The 24103-nt window shown below is 61.8% G+C and carries 18 protein-coding genes and 1 pseudogene; 15 read left to right on the forward strand and 4 right to left on the reverse strand.

The genetic code is table 11. The features are described 5' to 3' along the window. Positions 1-73: 73 nt before the first annotated feature. From IVB01_RS21445 to IVB01_RS21485, 9 genes are all read left to right on the forward strand, one after another. Positions 74-1186, forward strand: a complete 1113-nt coding sequence (locus IVB01_RS21445) for an NAD-dependent epimerase/dehydratase family protein (RefSeq protein ID WP_247280416.1) — start codon at positions 74-76, stop codon at positions 1184-1186. After that, positions 1186-2250: an NAD-dependent epimerase/dehydratase family protein gene (locus IVB01_RS21450; RefSeq protein WP_247280415.1), complete on the forward strand. Its 1065-nt coding sequence runs from the start codon at positions 1186-1188 to the stop codon at positions 2248-2250. The genes IVB01_RS21445 and IVB01_RS21450 overlap by 1 nt, the downstream gene beginning before the upstream one ends. Next, the gene (locus IVB01_RS21455; RefSeq protein WP_247494834.1) at positions 2247-3533 is read left to right on the forward strand and encodes a TIGR04295 family B12-binding domain-containing radical SAM protein; all 1287 of its coding nucleotides are present in this window, start codon (positions 2247-2249) and stop codon (positions 3531-3533) included. The genes IVB01_RS21450 and IVB01_RS21455 overlap by 4 nt, the downstream gene beginning before the upstream one ends. After that, positions 3530-4642 (forward strand): glycosyltransferase family 4 protein, encoded by a 1113-nt coding sequence (locus tag IVB01_RS21460; protein ID WP_247474002.1) that lies wholly within the window; start codon positions 3530-3532, stop codon positions 4640-4642. Before IVB01_RS21455 ends, IVB01_RS21460 begins: the two co-directional genes overlap by 4 nt. Then, positions 4639-5769 (forward strand): glycosyltransferase, encoded by a 1131-nt coding sequence (locus IVB01_RS21465; protein ID WP_247494835.1) that lies wholly within the window; start codon positions 4639-4641, stop codon positions 5767-5769. The genes IVB01_RS21460 and IVB01_RS21465 overlap by 4 nt, the downstream gene beginning before the upstream one ends. Further along, the gene (locus IVB01_RS21470) at positions 5766-6854 is read left to right on the forward strand and encodes a glycosyltransferase (protein WP_247280411.1); all 1089 of its coding nucleotides are present in this window, start codon (positions 5766-5768) and stop codon (positions 6852-6854) included. The genes IVB01_RS21465 and IVB01_RS21470 overlap by 4 nt, the downstream gene beginning before the upstream one ends. Further along, on the forward strand, positions 6851-7975 hold the full coding sequence (locus tag IVB01_RS21475; RefSeq protein WP_247280410.1) for a glycosyltransferase: 1125 nt from the start codon (positions 6851-6853) through the stop codon (positions 7973-7975). The genes IVB01_RS21470 and IVB01_RS21475 overlap by 4 nt, the downstream gene beginning before the upstream one ends. Before the next feature lie 11 nt (positions 7976-7986). After that, positions 7987-9042 (forward strand): UDP-glucuronic acid decarboxylase family protein, encoded by a 1056-nt coding sequence (locus IVB01_RS21480; protein WP_247460446.1) that lies wholly within the window; start codon positions 7987-7989, stop codon positions 9040-9042. A gap of 668 nt (positions 9043-9710) precedes the next feature. Further along, a complete protein-coding gene (locus tag IVB01_RS21485) occupies positions 9711-10502 on the forward strand; it encodes a Crp/Fnr family transcriptional regulator (RefSeq protein WP_247494836.1) in 792 nt (263 codons plus the stop codon). A 490-nt stretch (positions 10503-10992) separates the two neighbouring features. Here the strand turns inward: IVB01_RS21485 and IVB01_RS21490 are convergent. Beyond that, positions 10993-11259, reverse strand: a pseudogene (locus IVB01_RS21490) (hypothetical protein); the annotation flags it as partial. Between the two features lie 256 nt (positions 11260-11515). Between IVB01_RS21490 and IVB01_RS21495 the strand changes: the two are divergent. After that, the gene (locus IVB01_RS21495) at positions 11516-11767 is read left to right on the forward strand and encodes a hypothetical protein (protein WP_247494837.1); all 252 of its coding nucleotides are present in this window, start codon (positions 11516-11518) and stop codon (positions 11765-11767) included. Positions 11768-11802: 35 nt separating this feature from the next. Here IVB01_RS21495 and IVB01_RS21500 read toward each other — a convergent pair whose 3' ends face one another. Beyond that, the gene (locus tag IVB01_RS21500; protein WP_247494838.1) at positions 11803-12495 is read right to left on the reverse strand and encodes a response regulator transcription factor; all 693 of its coding nucleotides are present in this window, start codon (positions 12493-12495) and stop codon (positions 11803-11805) included. Positions 12496-13446: 951 nt separating this feature from the next. Here IVB01_RS21500 and IVB01_RS21505 point away from each other — a divergent pair. After that, complete coding sequence (locus IVB01_RS21505; RefSeq protein WP_247280405.1) at positions 13447-13791, forward strand: H-NS histone family protein; 345 nt, start codon at positions 13447-13449, stop codon at positions 13789-13791. A gap of 218 nt (positions 13792-14009) precedes the next feature. Then, positions 14010-14441 carry a hypothetical protein gene (locus IVB01_RS21510; RefSeq protein WP_247494839.1) on the forward strand — a complete coding sequence of 144 codons (432 nt, stop codon included), beginning with the start codon at positions 14010-14012 and terminating at the stop codon, positions 14439-14441. Between the two features lie 771 nt (positions 14442-15212). Here IVB01_RS21510 and IVB01_RS21515 read toward each other — a convergent pair. Both IVB01_RS21515 and IVB01_RS21520 read right to left on the reverse strand, forming a co-directional pair. Continuing rightward, the gene (locus tag IVB01_RS21515; protein ID WP_346659342.1) at positions 15213-15827 is read right to left on the reverse strand and encodes a transglutaminase-like cysteine peptidase; all 615 of its coding nucleotides are present in this window, start codon (positions 15825-15827) and stop codon (positions 15213-15215) included. A 1040-nt stretch (positions 15828-16867) separates the two neighbouring features. Next, positions 16868-17797 (reverse strand): efflux RND transporter periplasmic adaptor subunit, encoded by a 930-nt coding sequence (locus tag IVB01_RS21520; protein WP_247459866.1) that lies wholly within the window; start codon positions 17795-17797, stop codon positions 16868-16870. Between the two features lie 171 nt (positions 17798-17968). Between IVB01_RS21520 and IVB01_RS21525 the strand changes: the two genes are divergently transcribed. From IVB01_RS21525 to IVB01_RS21535, 3 genes are read left to right on the forward strand one after another with little or no spacing between them, the layout of a single operon-like run. Continuing rightward, positions 17969-19885, forward strand: a complete 1917-nt coding sequence (locus IVB01_RS21525; protein ID WP_247494840.1) for an HlyD family efflux transporter periplasmic adaptor subunit — start codon at positions 17969-17971, stop codon at positions 19883-19885. 10 nt (positions 19886-19895) lie between these two features. Then, positions 19896-22049 carry a peptidase M50 gene (locus IVB01_RS21530; RefSeq protein WP_247459862.1) on the forward strand — a complete coding sequence of 718 codons (2154 nt, stop codon included), beginning with the start codon at positions 19896-19898 and terminating at the stop codon, positions 22047-22049. A gap of 10 nt (positions 22050-22059) precedes the next feature. Next, on the forward strand, positions 22060-24078 hold the full coding sequence (locus IVB01_RS21535; protein ID WP_247494841.1) for a DEAD/DEAH box helicase: 2019 nt from the start codon (positions 22060-22062) through the stop codon (positions 24076-24078). Positions 24079-24103: the final 25 nt, after the last annotated feature.

Below are 24103 nucleotides of genomic sequence, written 5' to 3' on the forward strand. Positions count from 1 at the left end.
GTAAGGCGCGCTTCAGCTCCCATCATCGGTCGATTTCCCAAGGGATCGATCTTACGGCGGCACGGAGTGGTGCATGACGCGGGTATTAATCACTGGAGGCGCGGGATTCATCGGCTCGCATGTAACCGACATGCTGCTCGCTGCCGGTTATGAGGTCCGGCTGCTCGACAATCTTTCGCCGCAGGTCCACGGCGGCAACCGCCAGCGCCCGTCCTATCTCGCCGATGAGGCCGAGCTCGTCGTTGGCGACGTCACTGACAGCGTTGCGGTCGAACATGCCCTGCGCGGGGCCGACATGGTCCTGCATCTCGCTTCCGCCGTCGGCGTCGGCCAGAGCATGTACGACATCGAGCCTTTTGTGCGGACCAACGAGCTCGGCACAGCGGTGCTGCTCCAGGCGCTGTCGAGGCGCCCAGTCGAACGGCTGGTGGTCGCCTCCTCCATGAGCATCTACGGCGAGGGCCTCTATCGCAGGCCCGATCAAAGCGTCGTCGCCTGCGACGAACGGCCGATCGAGCAGCTGCGCAGAGGGGAATGGGAGTTGCGCGACAGCGCGGGTCACCCACTCGTCCCCGTGGCGACGCCGGAGAGCAAGCTGCCGTCACTGAGCTCGGTCTACGCATTGAACAAGTTTGCGCAGGAGCGCATGTGCCTGATCACAGGCAAGGCTTACGGCATCCCGACCCTGGCGCTGCGCTTCTTCAACGTGTTCGGTCCCCGTCAGGCCCTGTCAAATCCCTACACCGGCGTACTCGCGATCTTTGCCGCGCGGCTCCTCAACGGTCGGCCGCCGCTTGTTTTCGAGGACGGCGAGCAACGGCGCGATTTTGTTCACGTGCACGACGTCGCCCGCGCCTGCCGCATCGCGCTGCAAGTGGAGCAGGCGCAGGACGTCTTCAACGTGGGCTCGGGCCAAAGCCGGACCATTCTGTCGGTCGCCGAGGACCTCGCCGAGGTCATGGGCCGGAGCGACATCGCGCCCGAGATCACGCGGAAATACCGCGCCGGCGACATCAGGCACTGCTTCGCAGATATCGGCAAATCGCGCGACCTTCTCGGCTTCGAGCCGCATGTGGCTTTCAGGGAAGGCCTGGAGGAGCTCGCGGAATATCTCGCAGACCAGATCGCCGACGACCAGGCCGAGCGGGCGACCCAGGAGCTGCTGCAACGAGGATTGGTTGCGTGATGAATGAGCGAGACAATAGGCCGGTTCTGATCACAGGCGGCTGCGGCTTCATCGGTTGCAATCTTGCCGACCGGCTGGCGGAGCGCGGCGAGCGCGTATTGGTGCTGGACAACTTGGCCCGCGCCGGCGTGCGCGAGAACGCGCAATGGCTGAAATCCAGGCATCGCGACCTCATCACCATCGCGGTGGCCGACATTCGTGAGCCGATTCCGGTGATCGATGCCGTGCGTGAGGCCCGCGCGGTGCTGCATTTGGCGGCTCAGGTCGCCGTCACGGGCAGCGTGAGCGATCCCGCCGCCGATTTCGAGATCAACGCGCGCGGCACCCTGAACGTGCTTGAAGCGGTTCGGCTGCACAACAGCACCGCTCCGGTCGTGTTCGCCTCCACCAACAAGGTTTATGGCCGCCTGATCGAGGACAGCGAGATCGCACTCACCGGCCGCCGTTATACGCCCACCAGCGGCTTGCTGGCCGAAGGCGTCTCCGAGAACGCTGCCCTCGATTTCTACAGCCCCTATGGCTGTTCCAAGGGGACGGCGGATCAGTACGTCCACGACTATGCGCGGGTTTACGGGCTCCAGACCGTGGTGATGCGCATGAGCTGCATCTATGGGCCGCGCCAGTTCGGCACCGAGGACCAGGGCTGGATCGCACATTTCCTGCTGAGCGCGATCCGCGGCAACCCACTGACGATCTACGGCGATGGTTATCAGGTCCGCGACGCGCTGCATGTGTCGGATGCAGCCTCTGCCTGGCTCGCAGTACTCGACCGGATCTCGCTAGCGCGTGGACGCGTGTTCAATCTCGGCGGCGGACCAGCCAATGCGGTCAGCCTCCGGGAATTGATCGACCACATTGCCGAACTGACCGGCCATCAGGTCACATACCGCTTTGCCGATTGGCGTCCGGGCGATCAGCCTTGGTACGTCACCGACACCCGTGCGCTGTCTACCGCCCTCGGATGGGCACCGCAGGTCTCAGTCGCCGAGGGCCTTCGCTCGCTTCATGCCTGGCTGGACAGCCGCTTCGGAACAACTCGGGGCAACCGCGAGGCTCTCGCATGACGCGCGTCGCCCTGATCAATCCGAACTGGGATTTTGGCGGCAGCATCTATTTCGGCTGCCGGTCCCCCCACCTTCCGCTCGAGCTCGGGATCGCCGAGCATTATTTGAAAGCGGCCGGGCGCCGGACGCTGCTGCTCGATGCGCACATGTTCGATCTGTCATTCGGGGACGTCGAGGCTGAGCTGCGCGCCTTCGAGCCTGACCTGATCGTCATCACGACGGCACCGACCTACCTGTTCTGGCGCTGCGCACCGCCGGAGCTGCGCGTTCCGCAGGAGCTTGCACTGGCGGTACGGGATCTTGCACCGGTCTTGGTCGCCGTTGGGCCGCACGGCTCGACCACGCCGCGGGCGGCCCTGAAGAAGCTCGCGGTCGACATAATCGTCATGGGTGAATGCGAAGCATCTTTGCTGCGGTTGGCCAACGGGGAGCGGGACTTCCCCGGCCTGTGCTTGGCGGACGGCGCCACGGTCCGGGTCAATGGCGGCCCGCAGGCGGTCGACTTCAAGGATCAGCCAGCGCTCGACTGGCCGGACGAGATGATCCGGCGGCATCGTCACCACCATCATCGCTTCGAGGCCGAACCGGTGGGCCCCGGCGCGGAGGTCGAGGCGTCGCGGGGATGCCCCTACAATTGCACGTTCTGCGCCAAGGAGAATTTCCGCAACGCCTACCGCAAACGGCCACCCTCGATCATTCTCGACGAGATTGATCGGCTGCGCGGCCAAGGCGTCGAATATGTCTACTTCATCGACGAAATCTTCCTTCCGAACCCAGAACTTCTGGAAGGGCTGAGTACGCGGGGCCTCAAATTCGGTGTCCAGACCCGCATCGATCTCTGGAAGCCGGACATGCTCGCCTTGCTGGGTCGCGCAGGCTGCGTCTCGATCGAGGCTGGCATCGAAAGTCTCACCGTCGAGGGCCGCGCGGCACTCGCCAAGAACTGCAAGATGACCACCGACCAGCTCGCCGACCGCCTGGTCGAAGCCCGACGCTACGTCCCCTTCGTGCAGGCCAATCTGATCGAGCTCCCCGAGGACGACGATCCCGTAGTGCAGCGCTGGCGCCGCAAGATGCAGGATGCCGGCATCTGGGCGAACGACCCGGTCCCGCTCTATCCCTACCCCGGCTCGCCGGACTACCGAAAGCTGTGGGGCGAGGCCGACGACTTCGCCTGGGAGCGCGCGCATCAGCACTATCTTGGAATGTTCGACCAGTTCAGCGACGTGCAGAACGATCGGCCGGTCCCGCTCGACGCCCTCGAACATCCGGTGGCGCCATGAGCCGCGGTTCCGACATCAGGATCCTGATGACGACCGACACTGTGGGCGGCGTGTGGACCTATTCCTGCTCACTCGCCTCGAGCCTTGCCGCCGCGGGCGCCCACTTGACGCTGGCGACGATGGGTCCATCCGCGCGCGCGGACCAGCGCGAGATGCTGCACGGCTCGGGGGTTCGCCTCATCGAAACCGACCTCGCTTTGGAATGGCAAGACCCGGAAGGGCGTGACCTCTGCAATGCCAGGCGTGTCCTTCTAGGGCTCGAAGCACGGTTCAGGCCGGACATTGTCCACCTCAACAGTTTCCGGGAGGCAACCCTGTCGTGGCGTGCGCCAACCGTTCTCGTGGCGCACTCCTGCGTCAACTCATGGGCGCTGGCCTGTCGGGATACGACCTGGCTCGGCGAGCCCCGTTGGGCGCGTTATACGGAACGGGTGGCCGCGGCGCTCAACAGCACGCAAGCTTGGGTCTGCCCGAGCCGGTCGTTCCACGATGACATCATGGAGATCTATCGGCCACGGTCTCCCGGCGCCGTGATCTGGAACGGGACTACTGCTGGGGACCTCTCAACTCGAAAGCAGGAGCTGATCTTCGCGGCCGGCCGGCTGTGGGATCATGCCAAGAACATCGGAGTATTGGCTGCGGCTGCACCGGATCTGGATTGGCCGGTTCAGGTCGCAGGACCCGCTGAAGCAGATCCGTCCGTGGGCGTCACTTGGCTTGGGCAATTGCCGCACAGCGCCTTGCGCGGACATCTCCAGCGCGCGGCGATCTTTGCAAGCCCAGCACTTTATGAACCGTTCGGCCTCTCCGTTTTGGAGGCAGCCGCCGCCGGCTGCGCGCTCGTGCTGTCGGACATCCCGACGTTCCGGGAATTGTGGAGCGGAGCCGCGCTGTTTTTCGATCCCTGCGATAGTCAGGCGTTGCACCGAGCTCTCGCAGAACTTTGTGCGGACGATCTCGAAAGAGCACAGCTGCAACGCGCCGCCTACGAGCGTTCCCTGACCTATTCGCTGTCGCGCACGACCGGCGCTTATCTGAAGCTCTACAAAGGGCTGCTCGCTGCCAACCGCACGACACCTCAAGCCGGCCAGATCGAGGTGCGCGCATGAAATGCGTCCTGTTCTACCACGCATTCACCTCCTGCTGGAACAATGGCAACGCTCATTTCCTGCGCGGCTACGCCCGCGAGCTGCATGCGCTTGGTCACGAGGTCGTCGTTTTCGAGCCGATCGACGGCTGGAGTCGGTTGAATGCCATCCGCGAGAGCGGCAGCGAGGTCCTGCAAGACATCGGACAGCTCTTCCCAGGCATTTCCATTCGTCGCTATGATGCCTCGCTCGATTTCGACGAAGCGCTCGATGGCGCCGATCTCGTCGTCGTGCACGAATGGAACTCGCCCGATGTGATCGAGCAGATCGGGCACAGGCGCGCGCACGGCGCTCCCTTCACATTATTGTTCCACGATACCCACCATCGTGCGATTACAGCGCCGGACGAACTTGCACAATTTGACCTCGATGCATTCGACGGCGTGCTCGCCTTCGGCGAGGTGCTTCGCCAGATCTACGTGAAGCTCGGCTGGGCCGACCGGGCCTATACTTGGCACGAAGCCGCCGATATCGCCTTGTACCACCCGCTGCCGAATGTCGAACCTACCGACGATCTGGTCTGGATCGGCAATTGGGGCGACGGCGAACGCAGCACTGAGCTCAACGAATTCCTGGTCGAGCCTGTTGCCGAGCTGAATTTGCGCGCGAGCGTCTATGGCGTGCGTTACTCGGATGCCGCGCTCCAGGCCATCCGGGCCACAGGTATCCGCCACGGCGGCTGGCTGCCTGCGCATTGGGCTCCGGTGGCATTCGCCGGCGCGCGCGCGACCATTCATGTCCCGCGCGGGCCCTATGTACGGTCGCTTCCGGGCATCCCTACCATCCGTGTGTTCGAGGCCCTCGCCTGCGGCATTCCTCTGCTTTCGGCGCCGTGGTCCGATGCGGAAAGCCTGTTTCCGGACGGCGCTTATCTCCAGGCGGCCGATGGCGCGGAGATGAAGCGCGCGCTCGGCGCCGTTCTCGACGATCGGGAGCTGTCTTCCGCGATGGTGGAGACCGGCCTTCGGACCATTCAGGAGCGCCATACCTGCCGTCACCGCGCACAACAGCTTGTGGGCATCGTGGAGGCCATTTGTGCCTCCGATAGCTCGTCACAGCCGCTGCGTTACATCGGAGCCTCCGCATGAAGATCTGCTTCTTCGGATCCAGCCTTGTCTCGTCCTACTGGAACGGCGCCGCCACCTATTATCGCGGCATGCTCAAGCAGATTGCGGCGCTCGGACACGACGTCATCTTCTTCGAGCCTGACGCCTTCGAGCGGCAGGCCCACCGCGACATCGACGACCCCGGCTGGGCCAGGGTCGTCGTGTACCCCGCGACCGCCGACGGCTGGCGCGGCTCGCTCGATGCGGCGGCGCGATCGGCCGACATGCTGATCAAGGCCAGCGGCGTCGGCGTCTTCGATCAGGAGCTGGAGACCGCCGTTGCTGCCTTACCCTCCCGAACCATGCGCATCTACTGGGATGTCGATGCTCCCGCCACGCTCGAAGCGATGGCAAACGATCCGGAGCATCATCTGCGCCGTGCGATTCCATCCTACGACATGGTCTTGACCTACGGCGGCGGCGATGGCGTCGTATCGGCCTACCGCGCTATTGGTGCGCGAGACTGCGTTCCGATCTACAACGCCCTCGACCCCGAAACGCATTTTCCATCGCCGCCCAAGCCGGACTTCACCTGCGATCTCAGCCTGCTGGCAAATCGCCTGCCTGATCGCGAGCAGCGCGTCGAGCACTTCTTCCTCGACATCGCGCGCCAGTTGCCGGACAAGACGTTCGTTCTCGGCGGCTCCGGCTGGGAGACCAAGGATACGTCCGGCAACCTCCGAAAGGTCGGGCATGTCGGCACTGGCGAGCACAACGCATTCTTCGGCTCCGGCCTTGCCACGCTCAACGTCAATCGCGACAGCATGGCGCGATACGGATTCTCGCCGCCGACGCGGGTATTCGAGGCGATCGGCGCAGGCGCCTGCTTGATCACCGATCAATGGGTCGGCATCGACCATTTCCTCGAGCCGGATCGCGAAGTGCTGGTGGCCGCGAATGGAGCCGAGATTGCCGGCCATCTCGGCGCCCTCAGCCCTGATCGGGCCGCCGCGATCGCCAGCCGTGCCCGCGCGCACATTCTCAGCCAACACACCTACAGGCATCGCGCCCGCCAATTCAACGATCTCTTCGTCGGAAGCAGCTCGCACATCGAGGCAGCAGAATGAACCTTAGCATCGTCGTCGTCGGTCTTTCGGTCACGTCATCATGGGGCAATGGTCACGCCACGACCTACCGCGCCCTGATCGAGGCCCTCGCGCGACGAGGCCACCATGTCACCTTCCTGGAGCGCGACGTCGCCTGGTATCGCGAGCATCGCGATCTCACCAAGCCGTCGTCATGGACTGTCGAGCTCTATCAATCACTGAAGGATGTCCCTCGCCGCTTCGGAAAGCTGATCCGGGACGCCGACCTCGTCATCATCGGCTCCTATGTGCCCGACGGTATCGCCATCTCCGAATGGATCACGAGCCAAGCGCGAGGGATCACCGCCTTCTACGACATCGACACGCCGGTGACGCTGGCGAGACTCGACCGGGGCCTCGACTATCTCTCCGCTGCGATGATCCCGCGTTTCGACCTCTATCTATCGTTCGCCGGTGGCCCGGTGCCCGACATGATCGAGGCGCGTTACGGCAGCCCGATGGCACGGGTTCTCTATTGCAGCGCCGACGCGGACGCCTACGTGCCGCAACAGGCCAAGACGAAATGGGCACTGGGCTATCTCGGAACTTATAGCGAGGATCGGCAGCCCGTCCTTGAACAACTGCTGTTGTCCCCGGCGCGGATGCTGCCGTCCGAGCAATTCGCCGTCGCGGGCGCGCAATATCCTGAACATATCGCCTGGCCCGACAATGTCATGCGGATCGAGCACCTCGCGCCAAAGCAGCACCCGATGTTTTACGCGGAGCAGCGGTTCGCCCTGAATGCGACCCGCGCCGACATGCGCGCGTTGGGCTTCTCGCCGAGCGTTCGGCTGTTCGAAGCTGCCGCCTGCGGCACGCCCGTGATTTCCGACCGATGGCCGGGGATCGAGACCATCTTCGAGCCGTCGCGGGAAATCTTGCTGGCCTCAACGGCGCGCGACGTCATCGAGATCCTGCGCGACATGCCCGAGGAACGTCGACGCACTATCGCCGAGAGCGCGCGCCGCCGCGTTCTGACCGATCACACCTCCGACCATCGAGCCCGCCAGTTGGAGGTCTACTGCGCCGAAGCAACCGCGCGCCGCCGCCGCAAGTCGGCGCGGCTACCGGCTGGCCGACCGGTTCAAGTCGCCGAACTCTGAGGGAGCTTGCCATGACACTCCAGACCCGCATTCCCACGCTCCGTCGCTCGCCGACAGTGCTCATCGCCGGCGGCGCCGGCTTCATCGGCTCTCATCTCTGCGATTCGCTTCTGCAACGCGGCAACAGGGTGATCTGCCTCGACAACCTGTTCACGGGCACAATCGACAATATCAGGCCGCTGCTGAACCATCCGAACTTTCGCTTCATCGAACATGATGTGCGCGAGGAGATCGAGATCGACGACGAGATCGACCGGGTCTACAGTCTCGCCTGCCCCGCCTCACCCCGGCATTACCAGAAGGATCCGGTCGGCACGATGAAGACATGCGTGCTCGGCACCATCAATTTGCTCGAGCTCGCCCGCCGCAAGGGCGCCCGCGTCCTGCAGGCCTCGACGAGCGAAGTCTACGGCGATCCGGAGGTGCATCCACAGCCGGAATCCTATCTTGGCAACGTCAACCCGATCGGGCCGCGGGCCTGCTACGACGAGGGCAAACGCGCCGCCGAGACGCTGATGTTCGACTACCACCGCACGCACGGAACCGAGATCAAGGTCGCGCGCATCTTCAACACCTATGGCCCGCGCATGCTGGAGAACGATGGCCGTGTCGTCTCCAATTTCATCGTGCAGGCGCTGCGCGGCGAGCCGATCACGATCTATGGCGGCGGCACGCAGACAAGGAGCTTCTGCTTCGTCGACGATCTGGTGCGGGGCCTTCAACTGCTGATGGAAAGCCCGGCCTCGGTAACCGGCCCCTGCAACCTCGGCAATCCGCACGAGGTCACGATCGAGGCCATAGCCCGGGAGGTCCTGACGTACACGGAGTCGGCCTCCCCACTCCGCTTCGTGGCGCTGCCGAAGGACGATCCGAAGCGTCGCAAGCCGGTCATCGACACCGCCGCGCGACTTCTGGGATGGCGTCCGCGCGTAGCGCTGAAGGATGGTCTTCAGGCGACGATCGCCTATTTCGCGTTGCGCGTCGCGGATGAGTCACCGACGCTGGTGCCGGCTCTTGCACGGCGAAAGAGAGGTCCGACGCGCGGCATGCTCAAGATTGCGGATTAAGATCAACGCGCTTCTCGTTGGATCGGATCCCAGTTGAGAAGCGGACATCCGCTCAGCCGATCAAAGTCAATTATCCACGCGGCTCAGCCGAGCTGGGAGGCGAAGCCATGGAATGGTGGGCGCACCAGGGCTCGAATCTGGGACCCGCTGATTAAGAGATAGCAACGGGTTGAAGACCATCAATGACTTGCCGATCGCGTCCCGGGGATCGTCTGGCAGAATATGGGCATCGCGGCGCATTCATGACCGTCTTTCCACCAGTGTTGGTCCGATCGGTCAGAAAACTTTCCTGGAAGCAGTTCGATACTGTCACTGAGTGATTCAGAGCGCGTTTGCAGGCGTCTTGCGCTTCTCTAATCGTGGTCGAAGAGCTCGTTCGGAGAGCGTTCCCTGGCGAGGACACTCTTCTGCACTCGCGCAGCCTGCTCGCGACAAAGTTTGATGCGATCGGTTGTGATGTCCGCGGCGGCCTTGCCGAGCGCCAGCTGAAGCCAGAGGCATAGGATCTCCGCTACAGCGTGCGGCTGTGGGTCCTGCGCATGCTCACCATCCATCATAGGAACCATATCTGTGGCGGCCGGTTGGCTTGCCGTTGAGCTGTCACTCTGCAGAGCAGCTCGACAAACCGGCATGAGTCCTAGGCCGAGCATCCGTCGGGGACCAATCCCATGATGGACCACGCGACCAGAGTTGGTAATCGGTTGTTAGCAGCGTTGCCGCCAGCAGATTTTGCTTTGCTTGCGCCTCATTTGCGGAAAGTCGAGATCGAGCGCGATTCCGTGCTGGCCCGATCGGGCGACCGGGTCGAACATCTCCTCTTCCCCCTGAGCGGCGCGATCGCCGCTATCATGGCGCTGCCGAACGGCCAGACAGTTGCCACAGCGATCATCGGCCACGAGGGGGCTGTGGGCCTGACGTCAGCGCTCGGCGCATCCAATTCGCCCGCGACGGCAGTCGTTCGCATACCAGGGTTCGCGCTGCAGATCTCGGCGGTGCAATTTCTGGCAGTGCAACATCGCAGCGCTCCAATCACATCCATGGTGCAGGTCTTCACGAGATCGTTGTTGACGCAGCTTCAGCACGTGGCCGCCTGCAATGCACTGCATTCCGTCGAAGCCCGCCTGGCGCGCTGGCTGCTTCACATTCACGACCGGGCGAATGGAGGCGATCTCCTCCCGCTGACCCAGGAAACATTATCGGAATTGCTGGGCGTCCGCCGCACCACCGTCACACATGTCGTAAGCACAATGCGCGCGTCAAGAGCGCTGAAGTCCAATCGGCGCGGCCAGCTCGAGATTGATCGGCCGCGGCTCGAAGCCGTGGCATGCGAGTGCTACAAGGTGATGAGCCGCAAAATCGATCGGATAGTTTCGCAGGGCGCGGTCGGACTCGTTCATGGGGCGCCAGCGCGGCGGGCCTCCCACTCGCCCGGTAGCCGAGTAGCCGGGACAGGCTCGTAGAGCCGGTTCGCTTTCGCGAACCAGTCGCGTGTACCATCGCGATTCGGCAAAAGTGCGCGGGACTCTGTCGTTACAAATTCCAACTCCTGCGCGGAAGCGAGCTCAGAAACTTGGCGGTTTAGAGGGCCGAGCCCTCGCCGAAGCCGACCATAGATTGCTCAGGTGCGCTTTCGGCCACACTTTCCAGCATGCCGGAGCAAAGGCCCGGACATTGCTGGCCGTACGGCGACCCATAGCGCTCATGCATGGGCTGAGAAGACTCCTACCGGCTGGATTCGATTGCGCTCGAAATCCGAGTATCAGCCCTGGGGCAATCGGCCTTGCGCTTTTCCTCGTTCTCTTCGTCGGCGCAATCGACCCCGCCCTCCGCGCTTGGAGTTCCAGAGCTACCGCCGGTCGCGAACGGCCCTTTGCCACCGCCTCCGCCACCACCGGACCCGCCGCTACCGCCGCCACCGCCGGATGTCCCTCCGGCACGAGATGATCGAGCAGGGCCACCGCCAGCTGCTCCACCGCCCCCAGATGACCCTCCGCTCGAGTTCCCCGGCCCCGCCGCGGACGACCGATCGTTGTCGAAGAACGACTGGCCCCTGTCGTTCTGCCTCTCCGCGTGCAGGCCGCCTGACCTTGCAATGGCTTTTGAGGTCAGGGAAGTGGACAGAAGCAGGGTCATGACAGGGGGCGTCACGGCTGCAAATCTTCCGCAGGTTTTCAAAAACGCCCGCCGGTCGTCATCTTCATTACCATCCCGGGTCACGACGCGCTCTCCTCGATTTAAAACTTTAAATACCTTATTATATATTAAATGAGTTTTCAACCAGGGAATGTTCCTTGCCCGGCGGGAGTTACTGAACGTGCGCCGCTCCGACAGAACGGCTCCAAATTCCGTGTTTTCCTCTCGGCGCGCCCCCACATTGTGGCTTGCTGCGCGAATTGAGTTGCGCCTCGGCATTTAATATAGTTAATTTGTCTTTAACTGGCCGAGCGCCGTTCGGCTGCAATGGATCATTGTGATGCCACTGCAATTCCACCGATCCGTCCGGGACATGGAGATCTGGAGCGCAAGCAGCCACGGCTTCTCGTTCGTGATCAGTTTTGAAAGCCCTGGAGGTTCGGGTTTTCACGGACGCTCCGGCTACTTGGCGAGTTGGCGTCCGCTCCACAAGAACCAAGCCGCAATCAAGATTGGCGGCTCGCCCTTTGGAACATTAGCCGAGGCCGAAGGGGCTTGCCGCAATATGATTGAGCATCTGGCGCTACCATAGCGCGCCCCCGCGCACGAGCACGGCAGACGTCCTCGTCATTTCACGCTGGCCGGATCCTGACGCAACAGATCCGGGGGATCCGGCTCACGTGGCGCTGTATGCAGCTCGTTTCGCGAAATCGCCAATGCCGCGAGAACTGTACGATTGCTGACATCCAGCTTCTGGAAGATGTGATGAAGGTGGACTTTGATCGTACCGTCGGCAATATTCAAGCGACGCCCAATCTCCTTATTCGATAGCCCCTCCGACACGAGCCGCATGATCTGGCGCTCCCGGCCCGTCAGTTGTGTCAGCGGCCTCTTCTCACCAGCACGGGGCTCCTGGTTGCCGTTCCCGGTGCTCGGCAAGCCTGCTGCTAGGCCTTGGGCAGCCTTTCGCAGGGTTGCGACCAGCATCTCCGGATTCGCGTCCTTCGGGAGGATGATGCAGGCGCCGTCCAAGGCCAGCCTCTGTAGCTCACTGTCGCCCGCGATACCCGCGAAGAAGATTATCGGGACACCTGGGCCTACAGTGTTTGCAAGAGCGAGGATCTGCTGTCGGCTGACATCGGGCAGTGCAGCATCGACAAGCGTGATGTCCGGCACAAGAAATCGGATTGCCTCAAGACAGCTTGCACCATCGCTGCACGACGCAACGATCGTAAAATCACGTTGCGTCGCAAGAACGCTCCTGATTCCCTCTAAGACGATCGGGTGTCGATCCGCGATGACAACTCTGATGCGGCGCATGCTTCCCTTGCCTGTTGCTAACAACCCCCGTGCAGCCGTTTAATCCGGCATCTCCTTTGAGACGCGCGAGGCATGACCCATCAGCTCGGCCATAAAGTCGCACGGCTTAGGTTTGAGACAGCACGAAGCAGCAACGCTCGATGGCCGCGCTAGCGTAACTCGCTCAGAGAATGCGTGCAGCACCGTAAGAATGCGGTGCTCCAAGGAAAGTTAAAAACCGCGAATTCCTCGACGAAAGCGCCGTTCTTTCCACAACGATTGGTAGATTCGATCTACAAGTTCTCTCGAAGAATGTCATCGGCGCACCCGATCGGTTGCGTTGTCATTATGGTCGACATCCATCTAACTTCGCTAGGGCCGGTTATTACGAACGATATATAGGGTCATTCACGATTCAAATCTAACATTCGACGAAGTTTCACTGAAGCGAGGCCATTCGAAAAGCCTCGCTTTCCGGAGGGAGGGCAAAAAAGTATTACTATTCATCAAAGCGAGGATTGGCAATCAAAGACAAAATATGGCTGCGTTTGATCGCAGCCCGTGTAGCACCGATGAAAACCCGGTCCCCAAATTGGAGCTGATTTCGTCAATTCAGCAACTTCAATGAGCGGTCGCGGGGTCATCGTTGGCATGAGTAGGTGGTCACATGTATTCTTCCGCTATTTTGCGTCAAACACATCAGGCCCTAATCGTTCAATTCACCGAATTGCAGAACCTACGTAGTCGCGTGTTGAAGGCCGAGCAGCGATTGCTTGCGCCCAGGCGACGAGCCCACGGGCGGAGGGCGCCAGGGAAGCGACCGCTCGGTCGGAGGCACGAGCCCAATCGGTAGCACCAGGTACCGCGTTGCACACAGGCGCCGCCGCGCGCTCGGATCGCGCTTGCCCGACCCCGGCTTGACCTGATAATCCCCCTCCTGTTTCGGTTCGGAAGTAGTTGGGGACGGCTTCCATGGAGAAGGACGACTGGGCAAACATGACCACAGCCGAGCTGTGGCGGCTTTACGATGAGGTCACGACCGTCCTCAGTCGCAGGATGACTGCGGAAAAAGCCAAGCTCGAACAGCGGCTTCGTAAGATTGAGGGGACCGCCGGTCCGACTCAGACCCAGGAACGTTCGCGCCGCCCCTACCCGCCGGTGCTGCCGAAATACCGGAACCCGAAGAATCCGTCCGAAACTTGGTCTGGTCGCGGTAAGCAGCCCCGATGGCTGAAAGCGCAGCTTCGAGCCGGCAAGAAGCTAAACGATCTCCTGATCGATCGCTCGTCCGCGCAAAGGCGCCGCCGGACCGGCTGAGGCGCGCCGCCGCGCTATCGTCGCGCGCCGACGACCCCGCGCGGTTTCACGGCGGTTTGTGTGGCGACGCTCGCGTTGAAGCCGATCTAGCCCGCGCTGAGGGTCGGAGAACAAGTAGCGATGGTGTTTTGCGGATCCTCCGTACAACGTCTCGATCAAATAGACAGTCGGTCGCGGCAACATCAAAACACCGCGAATTCGTTCAAGGGCCCGGCGAGATGACAATCGCCGAATTGCATCCTTCCTGGACCAAACGATGCGACCAGCGCCCAGGCGGCGATATTTTCATGATCCGCAAAAGCCGGACGCCATCAACCTGTGGTTCTCCAACACGCTCAGGTCGCGTTAGACGACAGGGCGTCATCACCGTCGTCATGCAACGCGTTCACCTCAAAGATCTCAGCGGCTACCTGCTCAAGACCGGCAAGGCTGGGACGTTGTTGGATCTGGCGGCGATCGCCGAGGAAGACGAGGAAATTGAGATCGGCCGCGGCAAGGTTCACCGTCGGCGGGCCGGCGAGACCCTTCATCCCACCACCTTAGACTTCTCGGCCATGCGCGGCGGTTTGAAGAAGCCCGGAACGTACGCCCCTACGCAGCTTAGGACGCGCAGCTCGGCGGTACGGGCGCGGGTCTCCGCCTGCGACTGAAAGAACTCGCTTCAGGAGGCGGCGCCCCGCAGTCGCCAACCAGATCAAAGTCAAAAAAGCTGCCGCTCAGACTCATGGCCAACCGAGAATAGTCCTCCTCTTGAACCTTGGCAGGCCGGTGCGAAAAGCGTCCACCCAGTTTGAGCGCTGAGGCTGGACTCGCCTTCGCCAAGAATCGCGCAAGCACAGCAAGGCCGATCGCTCTTCCTTCGCGCTCAGGCCTTCCTGGTCTGCAAACAGCTTCCGTCCGACGCTAGCCGGGTCAAGTTCGCCCGCAAGGTCAGCGACGAATTCACCGTACGCATCGTCAAGATGAAGACCTGCACCGCAATGGTAACAAGACGCCTTGGTGGGCGGACCTCCAGATCTCACCGCGACCGGTCGCGAACGAGCTATGGGCTGGAAGCCGGAACGACGCCAGCGGGCAGGTCGACAGACGCGATCAAGCTCGCTGTTCGGAGCTTGGAACAAGAGCAACGTTGAGATGAATTTCCCCTTCAATATGACCCAAGTCCTCTCGGCAAACGCCATACCGGGAGACTTCGAGGTGCTTGCCGCCCCCGCTCCTCCTACCCGAAGGCCTCGACCGAGCTCACACTCAACCCGGCGCTCGATGGGACTGGCCGATCGAACGGTCGGTTCGTAGTGGTCACCCGGCCGTGTGCCTGATCGGGCTCCTGGTCGGTCCCGACGAAAGGTTCCGCGCCTTTCGCGACAGGTTACTAGTCGTGGAAAGGAAATGGTGATTGCGTTGTGCTGGCTCGGCCAAATTTATACCTTTTTGCGGTCGATCGTCGACCACAGCTGATTGCTGCTCGGCATTTGTACACGAACCCAACGATAGGGGACCCGCGACCACAGCTTGATCTCTGAAGCAAGATTGTCGAGCACGAGATCGCCGCTCCGGGTGCGCACGAGCAGCACCAAATGATGCTCTCCAGAACTGACGATGACCTCGCTCAGGAGCAAGGCCCGCGCCGGCCAGCCACGCTGAAGGAGTTCGTGACGTTTGCTTACAGCGTAATCATTGCAGTCCCCGCGATCGGGATTGATGCTCCACGCCTCGCCGTCTAAGCCGAGATTGTTGGGCGCAGGCACAATGGACAAGTTGACCAGACCATTGACCTCTAAGAGATCCGCCCACCGTTCCTCCGTCAGCCGAACTGGACCGCCGCGGAAGCCCCGCCGCGAGCGGCACTCGGCCTCGTAGCGCAGGCAGAACATCGTGTACGTCAGAGGCGGAAGTGTGGGCCGTCCAAGTTCGATGCGCCCTAGTGCCGCTTGAGGAGGCGTAGGCATCGCCAAGCGTCCTGCCCCCGCCCATGGAGTACCTCCGGCCATCATGGCGATCGCTATAACCAAGACGGAGCCGGAGACTCGATACATCTGCCGAGCCCTATTGAGGTTCGGATCCAGTCGCAGCCAGGCTATGGGCAGAACTGCGCGATTAATTCGCCCATTTTAAATATATTTAATTTATATAATTGGCAATAAAAATAACGACGCGATTATCGCGCCTCCGACTAAAACGCTCGGCCCGCCGGCGGAGAAGCAGGTTCAAATGCGCGTCGGTTGCTTCTCTCCGGGAGCGCTGCTGCTCTTACGCGGTTATGCCATCCTATCACCGACGGTTGTGTTCACGTCGCGAGCGTCGCGCTGTTATCGGGCGGACGGCGCCGAAGGAGCGCTCGCCCCAACTTCGTCCCCCTCATAGGTCAGACGACAATCGTAGCGGTGACTTCGCCCCCCAAGCGAATGGCTGCAATGAGCAAACATATTTTTTACAACAGAGAAGCGCCGCGCACTCGGTCCGCGGTTGTGCGCCGAATTTTGTGCGCAGGGCGGGGACGCGAGTCGAAATCGCCAGCCTGCGATGGAAGCCTTGGAATCGGGGTTCGATCCGGACGCTCGGATTGGACGTTCAAGTCCGGCGATGCCGAGTGTTGGTCGCGTTGTTTGTCAAGGCAGCCGATTTGACCCCACTGACCGATCATGACGGCTGCGCCTTTTCGATCGCCTCCGGCAATCTACCGGCGTCCCTTGATCAGTGGGTAATGCGCTCGCGACGGGAAATCTTTGCGCGTAGGGCGGGGGCGAGCCGTTCCAGAATCAGGTGCCGCTCCAATCGGTTCTCGCGTTCGACGGCGTCCGAGTAGATCGGGAGCGCGTGGATTATCTCACGAGGATTCTACAAGACACGTGTCCAAATGGGGCCGCTGCCCCGACCACGATGGGCTTGCCATCGCATTCGATCTCGCCGACGAACTCGATGTTTCCGCCAGAACTCAGCGTCATATTAAATTTCAAATTCAATAAATGGCGCGATTAAATTAATACAAGTGAACCTTTTCCTGCAGAGACTTAGTAAACCGCACTTCGGCCTCACCAGAATCAACCGCTCAGGCTCTCGCGATGATCGACGCACTCTATTTTTGAAAGGATGATGGCGCGTCACCAGCCATCAGAGCCGGATTGCCGCCCTCCAACACGAATGCGACTTTGCAGCGAATTCCCCCAGGCAGCGCCAAACGCGGGTTTGGCAAGGCCAGACGCACCCCGAACGTTCCGCTGGCGGCGTCGAGGACGCGGTCGACAACGATGACAGAGGCAATATGGACGCCCCCGATGGGCAGCTCCGGTCGCACCTTGGCTCTGCTGCCGGCACGGATCTGACCAAAATATGCGGTGGGCACGAACACTTCGACCCTCAGCGGATCAATCTGTGCGAGGGTGAGGACTGGGCTCTGGTCATTTCGATATTCACCCGGAACGAGAAGCCGCTCGACCACCACGCCGTCGATCGGACTGCGCAGCGCGCGTTGATTCACAACCTCTTCGGCGTGCGCGACTTCCAAGCGAGCAAGCTCCCGGTTGAGTTGCGCCTCCTTGAGTTGCTGCTCGGCAACCTGCACCTCCGCTTCGGCTTCCTGAAGTGAAGCGAGTGGACTGACGGACCTTGTATGAAGCTCCTTTAAACGCTCATGTTTTTGACGCAGGAACTGCGCGCGGGCTTCGGCCGACTTCACGGGAGCATCATTGGTTGCGCGGGCCCGCGCGAGCGCCAGCGTTGCGGCCTCGACTCCATCTTCGATCTTGCCAATGATCTGGCCCTCCCGAACGATATCGCCGCGATCAACATCGAGGCGCGCGATCATGCCGACTGTGGGGCTCGCCAGCTTGACGGTTTGTTGCGGCTCGATCACGCAATTGAATTCCCGCTCCCCCGTCGAGATTTCTGGGGTCTCTGCCCTTGCACCGGAACCGGCAAGCAAGATCCCCACCGGTAGGTACAAGCACAAAACGACGTAGTTCATCCGCTGAGCTCTGCGGGCAATTCCCTCAATCGGGCGCATCATGCGAGTTCCCATCGAATTCCTTCTGCCCTATTTGTCTATAATATTAATTGGATTTAATTAACTTAAAATGGCATATTCAAAAATTAATATAGCCGATGGATTGGCGCAAGATGACTGCCACCCTCCGACAACACCACCAAAGTCATTGGTCGGCGCTCTTGTGGACAACACATGTCTGAACCCGACTTGAGAGCAAGCGGGGGCCCCGCCCCGCAATTGCGGCAGGTGCCCGCAGATGCGACGACATCGCCGCACTGGCAAGGATTGCTGAACGCGGGAAACGAAGCGACATTTGTTTCGGCTTGGTTGGCGCTGCAATGCAGCCGTATTGCCGGCGTGTCAGCGGGTCTGTTGCTGCTGCGGCGGCTGGATTCAACTGCTCCGTTACTATCGGTAACGTGGCCGCCTCGGGATGTGGATGCCAGCGATCTCATGCGCCTGGCCGAAACCGCCTACGCGGAACGCCGCTTGGTCATTGCTCCGGGTCGCGTCGGTCCTGATTCCAGGCCCGCGCAACCTGTGGCCCTGATAGTCGCCCTGCCGCTCGGCACTACGAACGAGCCGATTGCGGCTGTAGCCATCGCATTGACGACGACGGCCGCCAAGCCCCTCGTCACCCCGGCGATCGTCGCGGAGCAATTGCGCTGGGGTGCGGGCTGGCTCGAGGCATTGCCTTGGGCCAGGCACACTAAGGATCTCTCGTCTGACGTAACGCGAGCGGCATCGTGCCTCGACCTCCTGGTCACAGTGAACGCGCAGCCGCGGCTGAGCGGTATGGCAATCGCGGTGGTCAATGAGCTGACAACCCGCCTGCGGTGCGAGCGCGTATCGCTAGGTATTGTTGGTCGGAATGGCACAATCTGCCTGCGCGCGATTTCGTTCTCGGCTAGCTTCAAACGCGAGAGCCGCCTCGTCAATGCGATCGAGAGCGCAATGGAAGAGGCGATCGAGCAGCGTGGATGCGTCGTTTATCCGCCATTGCCGACGATGGGACGCGTCGTGGCCATCGCCCATCGGGCACTGGCGGAGGAAGCAAAGGCGTCCGGCTCGTCGACGATGTCAGCTATACTAGCCGGCCCCCATGGAGAACCGGCCGGCGCTCTCACTTTCGAACGTCACCGCGCCGACCCCTTTACGGACGACACGCTGAAGTTGGTAGAGGGGATCGCGGCGCTGTTGGGACCTCAGATCGCTTTGCAAGTGCGGGCGAACCGGCTCTTGGGCGGACGTGTGGTTGACGGTATCGGCGACGGATGCGCGGCACTGTTCGGCCCACGGCGGCCGACCCTCAAGCTCTGCGTCGGCAGTGTCATAGTGCTTGCGCTAACCTTGGCCTTTGCGAAAGGCGAGCACCGCGTCACCGCGAAATCGGTGCTTGAGGCCGAAGTGCAGCGCGCAGCTGTGGCTCCGTTCGACGGATTTGTTCGAGCGGCCCCGGCACGAGCTGGCGACACGGTGCGGCAGGGCGACCTTCTCGCCCAGCTTGACGACCGGGATCTCGTTCTCGATCGGTTGAAGTGGCGCGCCGAACTCGACAAGCTGCTTCAACGCGATCGCGAGGCGCTCGCCAAGCACAATCGCAACGGCCTCGTGTTACTGGAACCGCAGATCCGGCAGGCGGAGGCGCAGTTGGCACTCGCGGAAGAGAAGCTCGCGCGCACCCGGATCCTCGCTCCATTCGACGGTGTCGTCGTCTCGGGCGACCTCAGCCAGATGCTCGGTTCTCCCGTCGAGAAGGGAAAAACGCTGTTCGAGGTGGCGCCGCTCAATTCCTATCGTTTGATCGTTCAGGTCGACGAACGTGACGTTCGCTTCGTGGCAGTCGGGCAGAGCGGCACCGTTGCACTCGCAGGCAGGCCCGGCGAACCGGTGCCGATGACCCTGAACAAGATCACGCCGGTTACGCTCGCCGAGGAAGGGCGTAACGCTTTTCGGATTGAGGCTCGCCTCTCGGAAGCGGGCCTTGCATTGCGCCCCGGGATGGAAGGCGTTGCAAAGATCAATTCCGGACGACGCCCGATTGCGTGGATCTGGCTGCATCCTATCATCGATTGGCTGCGACTTGCCGCGTGGAAGTACCTGCCGTGAGAGGGGCAATATGACCGCAGCCCCGTTTCTAAGCTCGTCCTGGTATCGCGTCGCGCAACGCAGGCCGAAGCTTCGCGACCACACCTCGGTGCACCGACATCGGTATCGGGGCTGCATTTGGTACGTCGTGCAGGATCACGCGACCGGCCGCATGCACCGCTTGTCGCCCGCCGGCTACATGATCGTGGCTGCGATGGACGGCGTGCGAACGGTTGACCAAATCTGGCACGAGGTCGGATCCGCTCTTGCAGAGGAGGCGCCGAGCCAGAGCGACGCCATCCAATTGTTGGCCGAACTCAGCGCTTTTGACCTGTTACAAACCGAAGTGACTCCGGATGCAAATGCGCTGGTCGCACGTGCCGCGAAAGCTAAACGCTCCAGGTGGCTCGGCAACGTGATCTACCCGCTGGCCCTGCGGATTCCGCTCTGGCATCCGGTCAGGTTTTTCGAGCATACCCGGCCGCTTGCAGAATGGTTATTTGGGTTGCCGGGTGCCTTGCTGTGGCTATTGGTGGTGTTGCCGGCGCCTCTGTTCGCGGCACAACACTGGCAGGAATTAACAGCCGACGCCTCCGACCGAATCCTAGCCACCGACAACCTTCTGTCGCTCGCGCTGGTGTATCTCCTGCTCAAGACCTTGCATGAATTTGGGCACGGATTTGCGGTCACGGCGTTCGGGGGAACAGTACCCGAATTAGGAGTCATGATCCTGGTGTTCGCCCCGTTGCCCTATGTCGACGCCTCTGCCGCATCGGCATTCCGCAGCAAGTGGAGGCGCGCTCTTGTCGGCGCGGCCGGAATGATTTTCGAAATGTTCTTCGCTGCGCTCGCGCTTTACGTATGGCTTACCGTTGAGGCTGGACTTGTCCGCGCGCTCGCATTCGACGCACTGGCCGTGGCCGGTGTCTCGACCGTGGTATACAACGGCAATCCACTCCTGCGATATGACGGCTACTACATTCTCGCGGATCTGCTGGAAATCCCGAACCTGGCGCAGCGTGCTACCCGGTACTGGAGCTACATTGTCAATCGCTACGCGTTTCGAGCGGATGGATCTAAGGATTTCGTAGCCACGGCTGGTGAACGAGTCTGGCTCCTTTTATACGCACCGACTGCTTTCCTTTACCGGCAGGTCGTGATGCTCGCGATCGCTATGTTCCTCGCCTCGCAGTATCTCGCCCTCGGCGTCTCGATCGCGGTCTGGAGCCTGCTAACAGGTGTTGCGCTGCCGATCGGCAAGGCCCTGTGGTTCGTGCTAGCGAGCCCGAGCCTTCATCGCAATCGCGGCCGCGTCGTGGCGGCGACCTTCGGCATGATTCTGGCCACCGGGTTGATGCTTATCCTAATTCCGGTCCCTTCTTATACCACGACGGAAGGCGTCGTCTGGTTGCCGGAGAATGCAATCGTACGCGCGAGAACCGACGGCTTCGCGCGCGCGTTTCTGGTCCGTCCGGGCATGAACGTCACAGCCGGAGAAGCGCTGGTCGAAAGCGAGGAATCAACACTCCAGGCTGAACTCTCAATTCTCCGCGCACGCGTCGCCGAACTCGAGGCGAGGCTTGAGATCGAGCGCTTTACCGACCGTGCGAGCGCGGAGATCACCACGACGGAATTGGGGCAGGTACGCGCCGAGCTCGCGAGCACGACGGATCGCGCCGCGCGCCTCATCGTGCGCAGCCGCAGCGAGGGCACCTTTGCCGTTATGAAACCAGAGGATCTGCCGGGACGCTTCCTGCGCGAGGGGCAACAGATCGGCTACGTACTTACTCCCGGTTCACGCATCGTGCGTGCAACAATCCGTCAGGACGACATCGACCTCGTTCGCCATCGGTTGCAGAGCGCCGAAGTTAAACTCGCAGAGCGCCCTGATGAGACGTTGCCCGTTGAGTCCATTCGCGAAATACCGGCAGGCCGTGACGTCCTTCCCAGCAGGGCCTTAGGGGGCGCCGGCGGCGGCGCTTTCACCGTCGACCCTGGCGATCCCGAAGGCATAAAGACGCTGCAACGTGTCTTCCAAATTGATCTTGTACTGCCCGAGAATGCACCGGCGGCCACCGCATTCGGCGGCCGCGCCTACGTCCGCTTCAACTTCAACTGGGAGCCGCCGGGCCAGCAGATCTGGCGCCGTCTGCGACAATTACTGCTGTCTCAGCTGCAGGTCTGAGGGCATCCGTATGCTCAAGCGCAAGGGACACTTCGTCGGTTTGGCCTCGGTGGCGGTGGACGCACCCTATGCGGAGCAAGCCGCTCGCCGAGAGATTGGACTCGATGCTGCCCTGCTCGACGCTTGGGGCCGGGTCTTGCCCCTCCTGCAGCCGGCCATCGCGCGTGACCGCCTCGTCCGTTTTGCCCGGTTGGTCGGCGATCTGGAACCGCAGTTCGCTGTTCTGACGAACCAGCGTTTGCGCGATACTGCGGAGGAGCTGCGCGCATCATTGCTGTCAACTCCCCTCTACTCGCATCAAATGGCGCGTTCGTTTGCGCTTGCGCGCGAGGCGGCGCGTCGTCACGTCGGGATGCGTCTCTTTCCGGTACAATTGCTCGGCGGCGCTGCCATGATGGGAGGCGCGGTCGCCGAAATGGAAACCGGTGAAGGCAAGACCTTGACGGCGCTGCTGCCGGCGATCACCGCCGCACTCATGGGCCGTCCGGTTCATATCATCACGGTCAACGACTATCTCGCGCGCCGCGACGCCGAACAGCTCGCACCCATCTGCAATGCGCTCGATCTCACGGTCGGGCTCGTCGAGCACGGGCAGTCGCAGCAGGAGCGGCAAAGAGCCTACGCAAGTGACGTCACCTATTGTACCAACAAGGAGCTTGTGTTCGACTATCTCCGCGATCGGCTCGCGCTCGGCCCCCGCCGTGCCCTTTCTCGGCTTGCTCTCGACACAATATTCAACAGCAGACTTGCTAGCCACCATCAATCACCACTTTTGCGCGGTCTGCATTTCGCGATCGTAGACGAGGCTGACAGCGTCCTGATCGATGAGGCGCGCGTGCCATTGATCCTCTCCGGGGCGCAAGAAGGGCCCGAGAACGCCGGCGGCCTGTACGAGGCCGCACTAGATCTCGCTCGACGCCTGGTGCCCGGCGAGGATTTTCATGCGCGCGAAAACGAGAAGTTGGTGCGGCTGACCGCCCGCGGCGAGAGCCGGATCGCTCAGCTCGCTGCAGGACTACCAGGACTATGGGCGGTCCGGCGCGCGCGCGAAGAACTCGCGCAGCATGCGCTTGCCGCTCTTCATCTCTACCGACGGGACGTCCAGTATATCGTCGCTGATGGCAAGGTGCAGATCGTCGACGAGTATACCGGGCGCATCATGCCGGACCGGTCGTGGGAAGGCGGCATTCACCAGCTCATCGAAGCCAAGGAACATTGCACCATCACGGAGCGACGCACCACCCTTGCGCAAATAACCTATCAACGCTTCTTTCGGCGCTACATGCATCTTTGCGGCATGTCCGGGACGGCGACCGAGCCGGCAGGGGAACTATACGGCGTCTATGGCCTCCGCGTTGTAAGGATTCCAACAAACCGGCCATTGCGACGAGCGAACGCCGGCACACGCTTGTTTCCGACGGCCAACCTCAAATGGGACGCCGTGGTCGATTCAGTTCACGATATCGTTCGCAAAGGTCGCGCCGTGCTCGTCGGGACCCGCTCGGTTGAAGCCTCTGAGCAAATTTCGCTGTTGCTTAGCAGATCGGGACTCGAATCCGTGGTTCTTAACGCGCGACAGGACCACGCCGAAGCCGAGATCATTGCGGGCGCGGGTCAACCGGGCCGCATTACCGTCGCTACCAACATGGCGGGCCGGGGCACCGACATACAACTACATCCTGCGGTCCGGACCCGAGGCGGCTTGCATGTCATCCTAACCGAATATCACGAGTCCCGCCGCATCGACCGCCAACTCTTTGGGCGCGCTGGCCGCCAGGGTGACCCCGGTAGCTACGAAACGATTGTCGCGCTCGATGATGAGCTTTTCAGACGCTTTATGAATCCGAAGCTTCTTCGGTTATTAGGCAAACAATCGAAACGAACGCAGCCAATTCAAGGAGCATTAGGACGCGTATTACGCAGCTATGGCCAACACGCGGCCGAGCGTCTTCACGGGCGAGCCAGACGGACCGCCCTCGCCGAAGATCTTCGTTTCAACAGAATTCTCAGCTTCGCCGGGACTGAATGATGGTCCCCGCATCCACCCGAAGCAC

Origin of the sequence: Bradyrhizobium sp. 164 (assembly GCF_023073715.1) — a bacterium.
GTDB lineage: Bacteria > Pseudomonadota > Alphaproteobacteria > Rhizobiales > Xanthobacteraceae > Bradyrhizobium.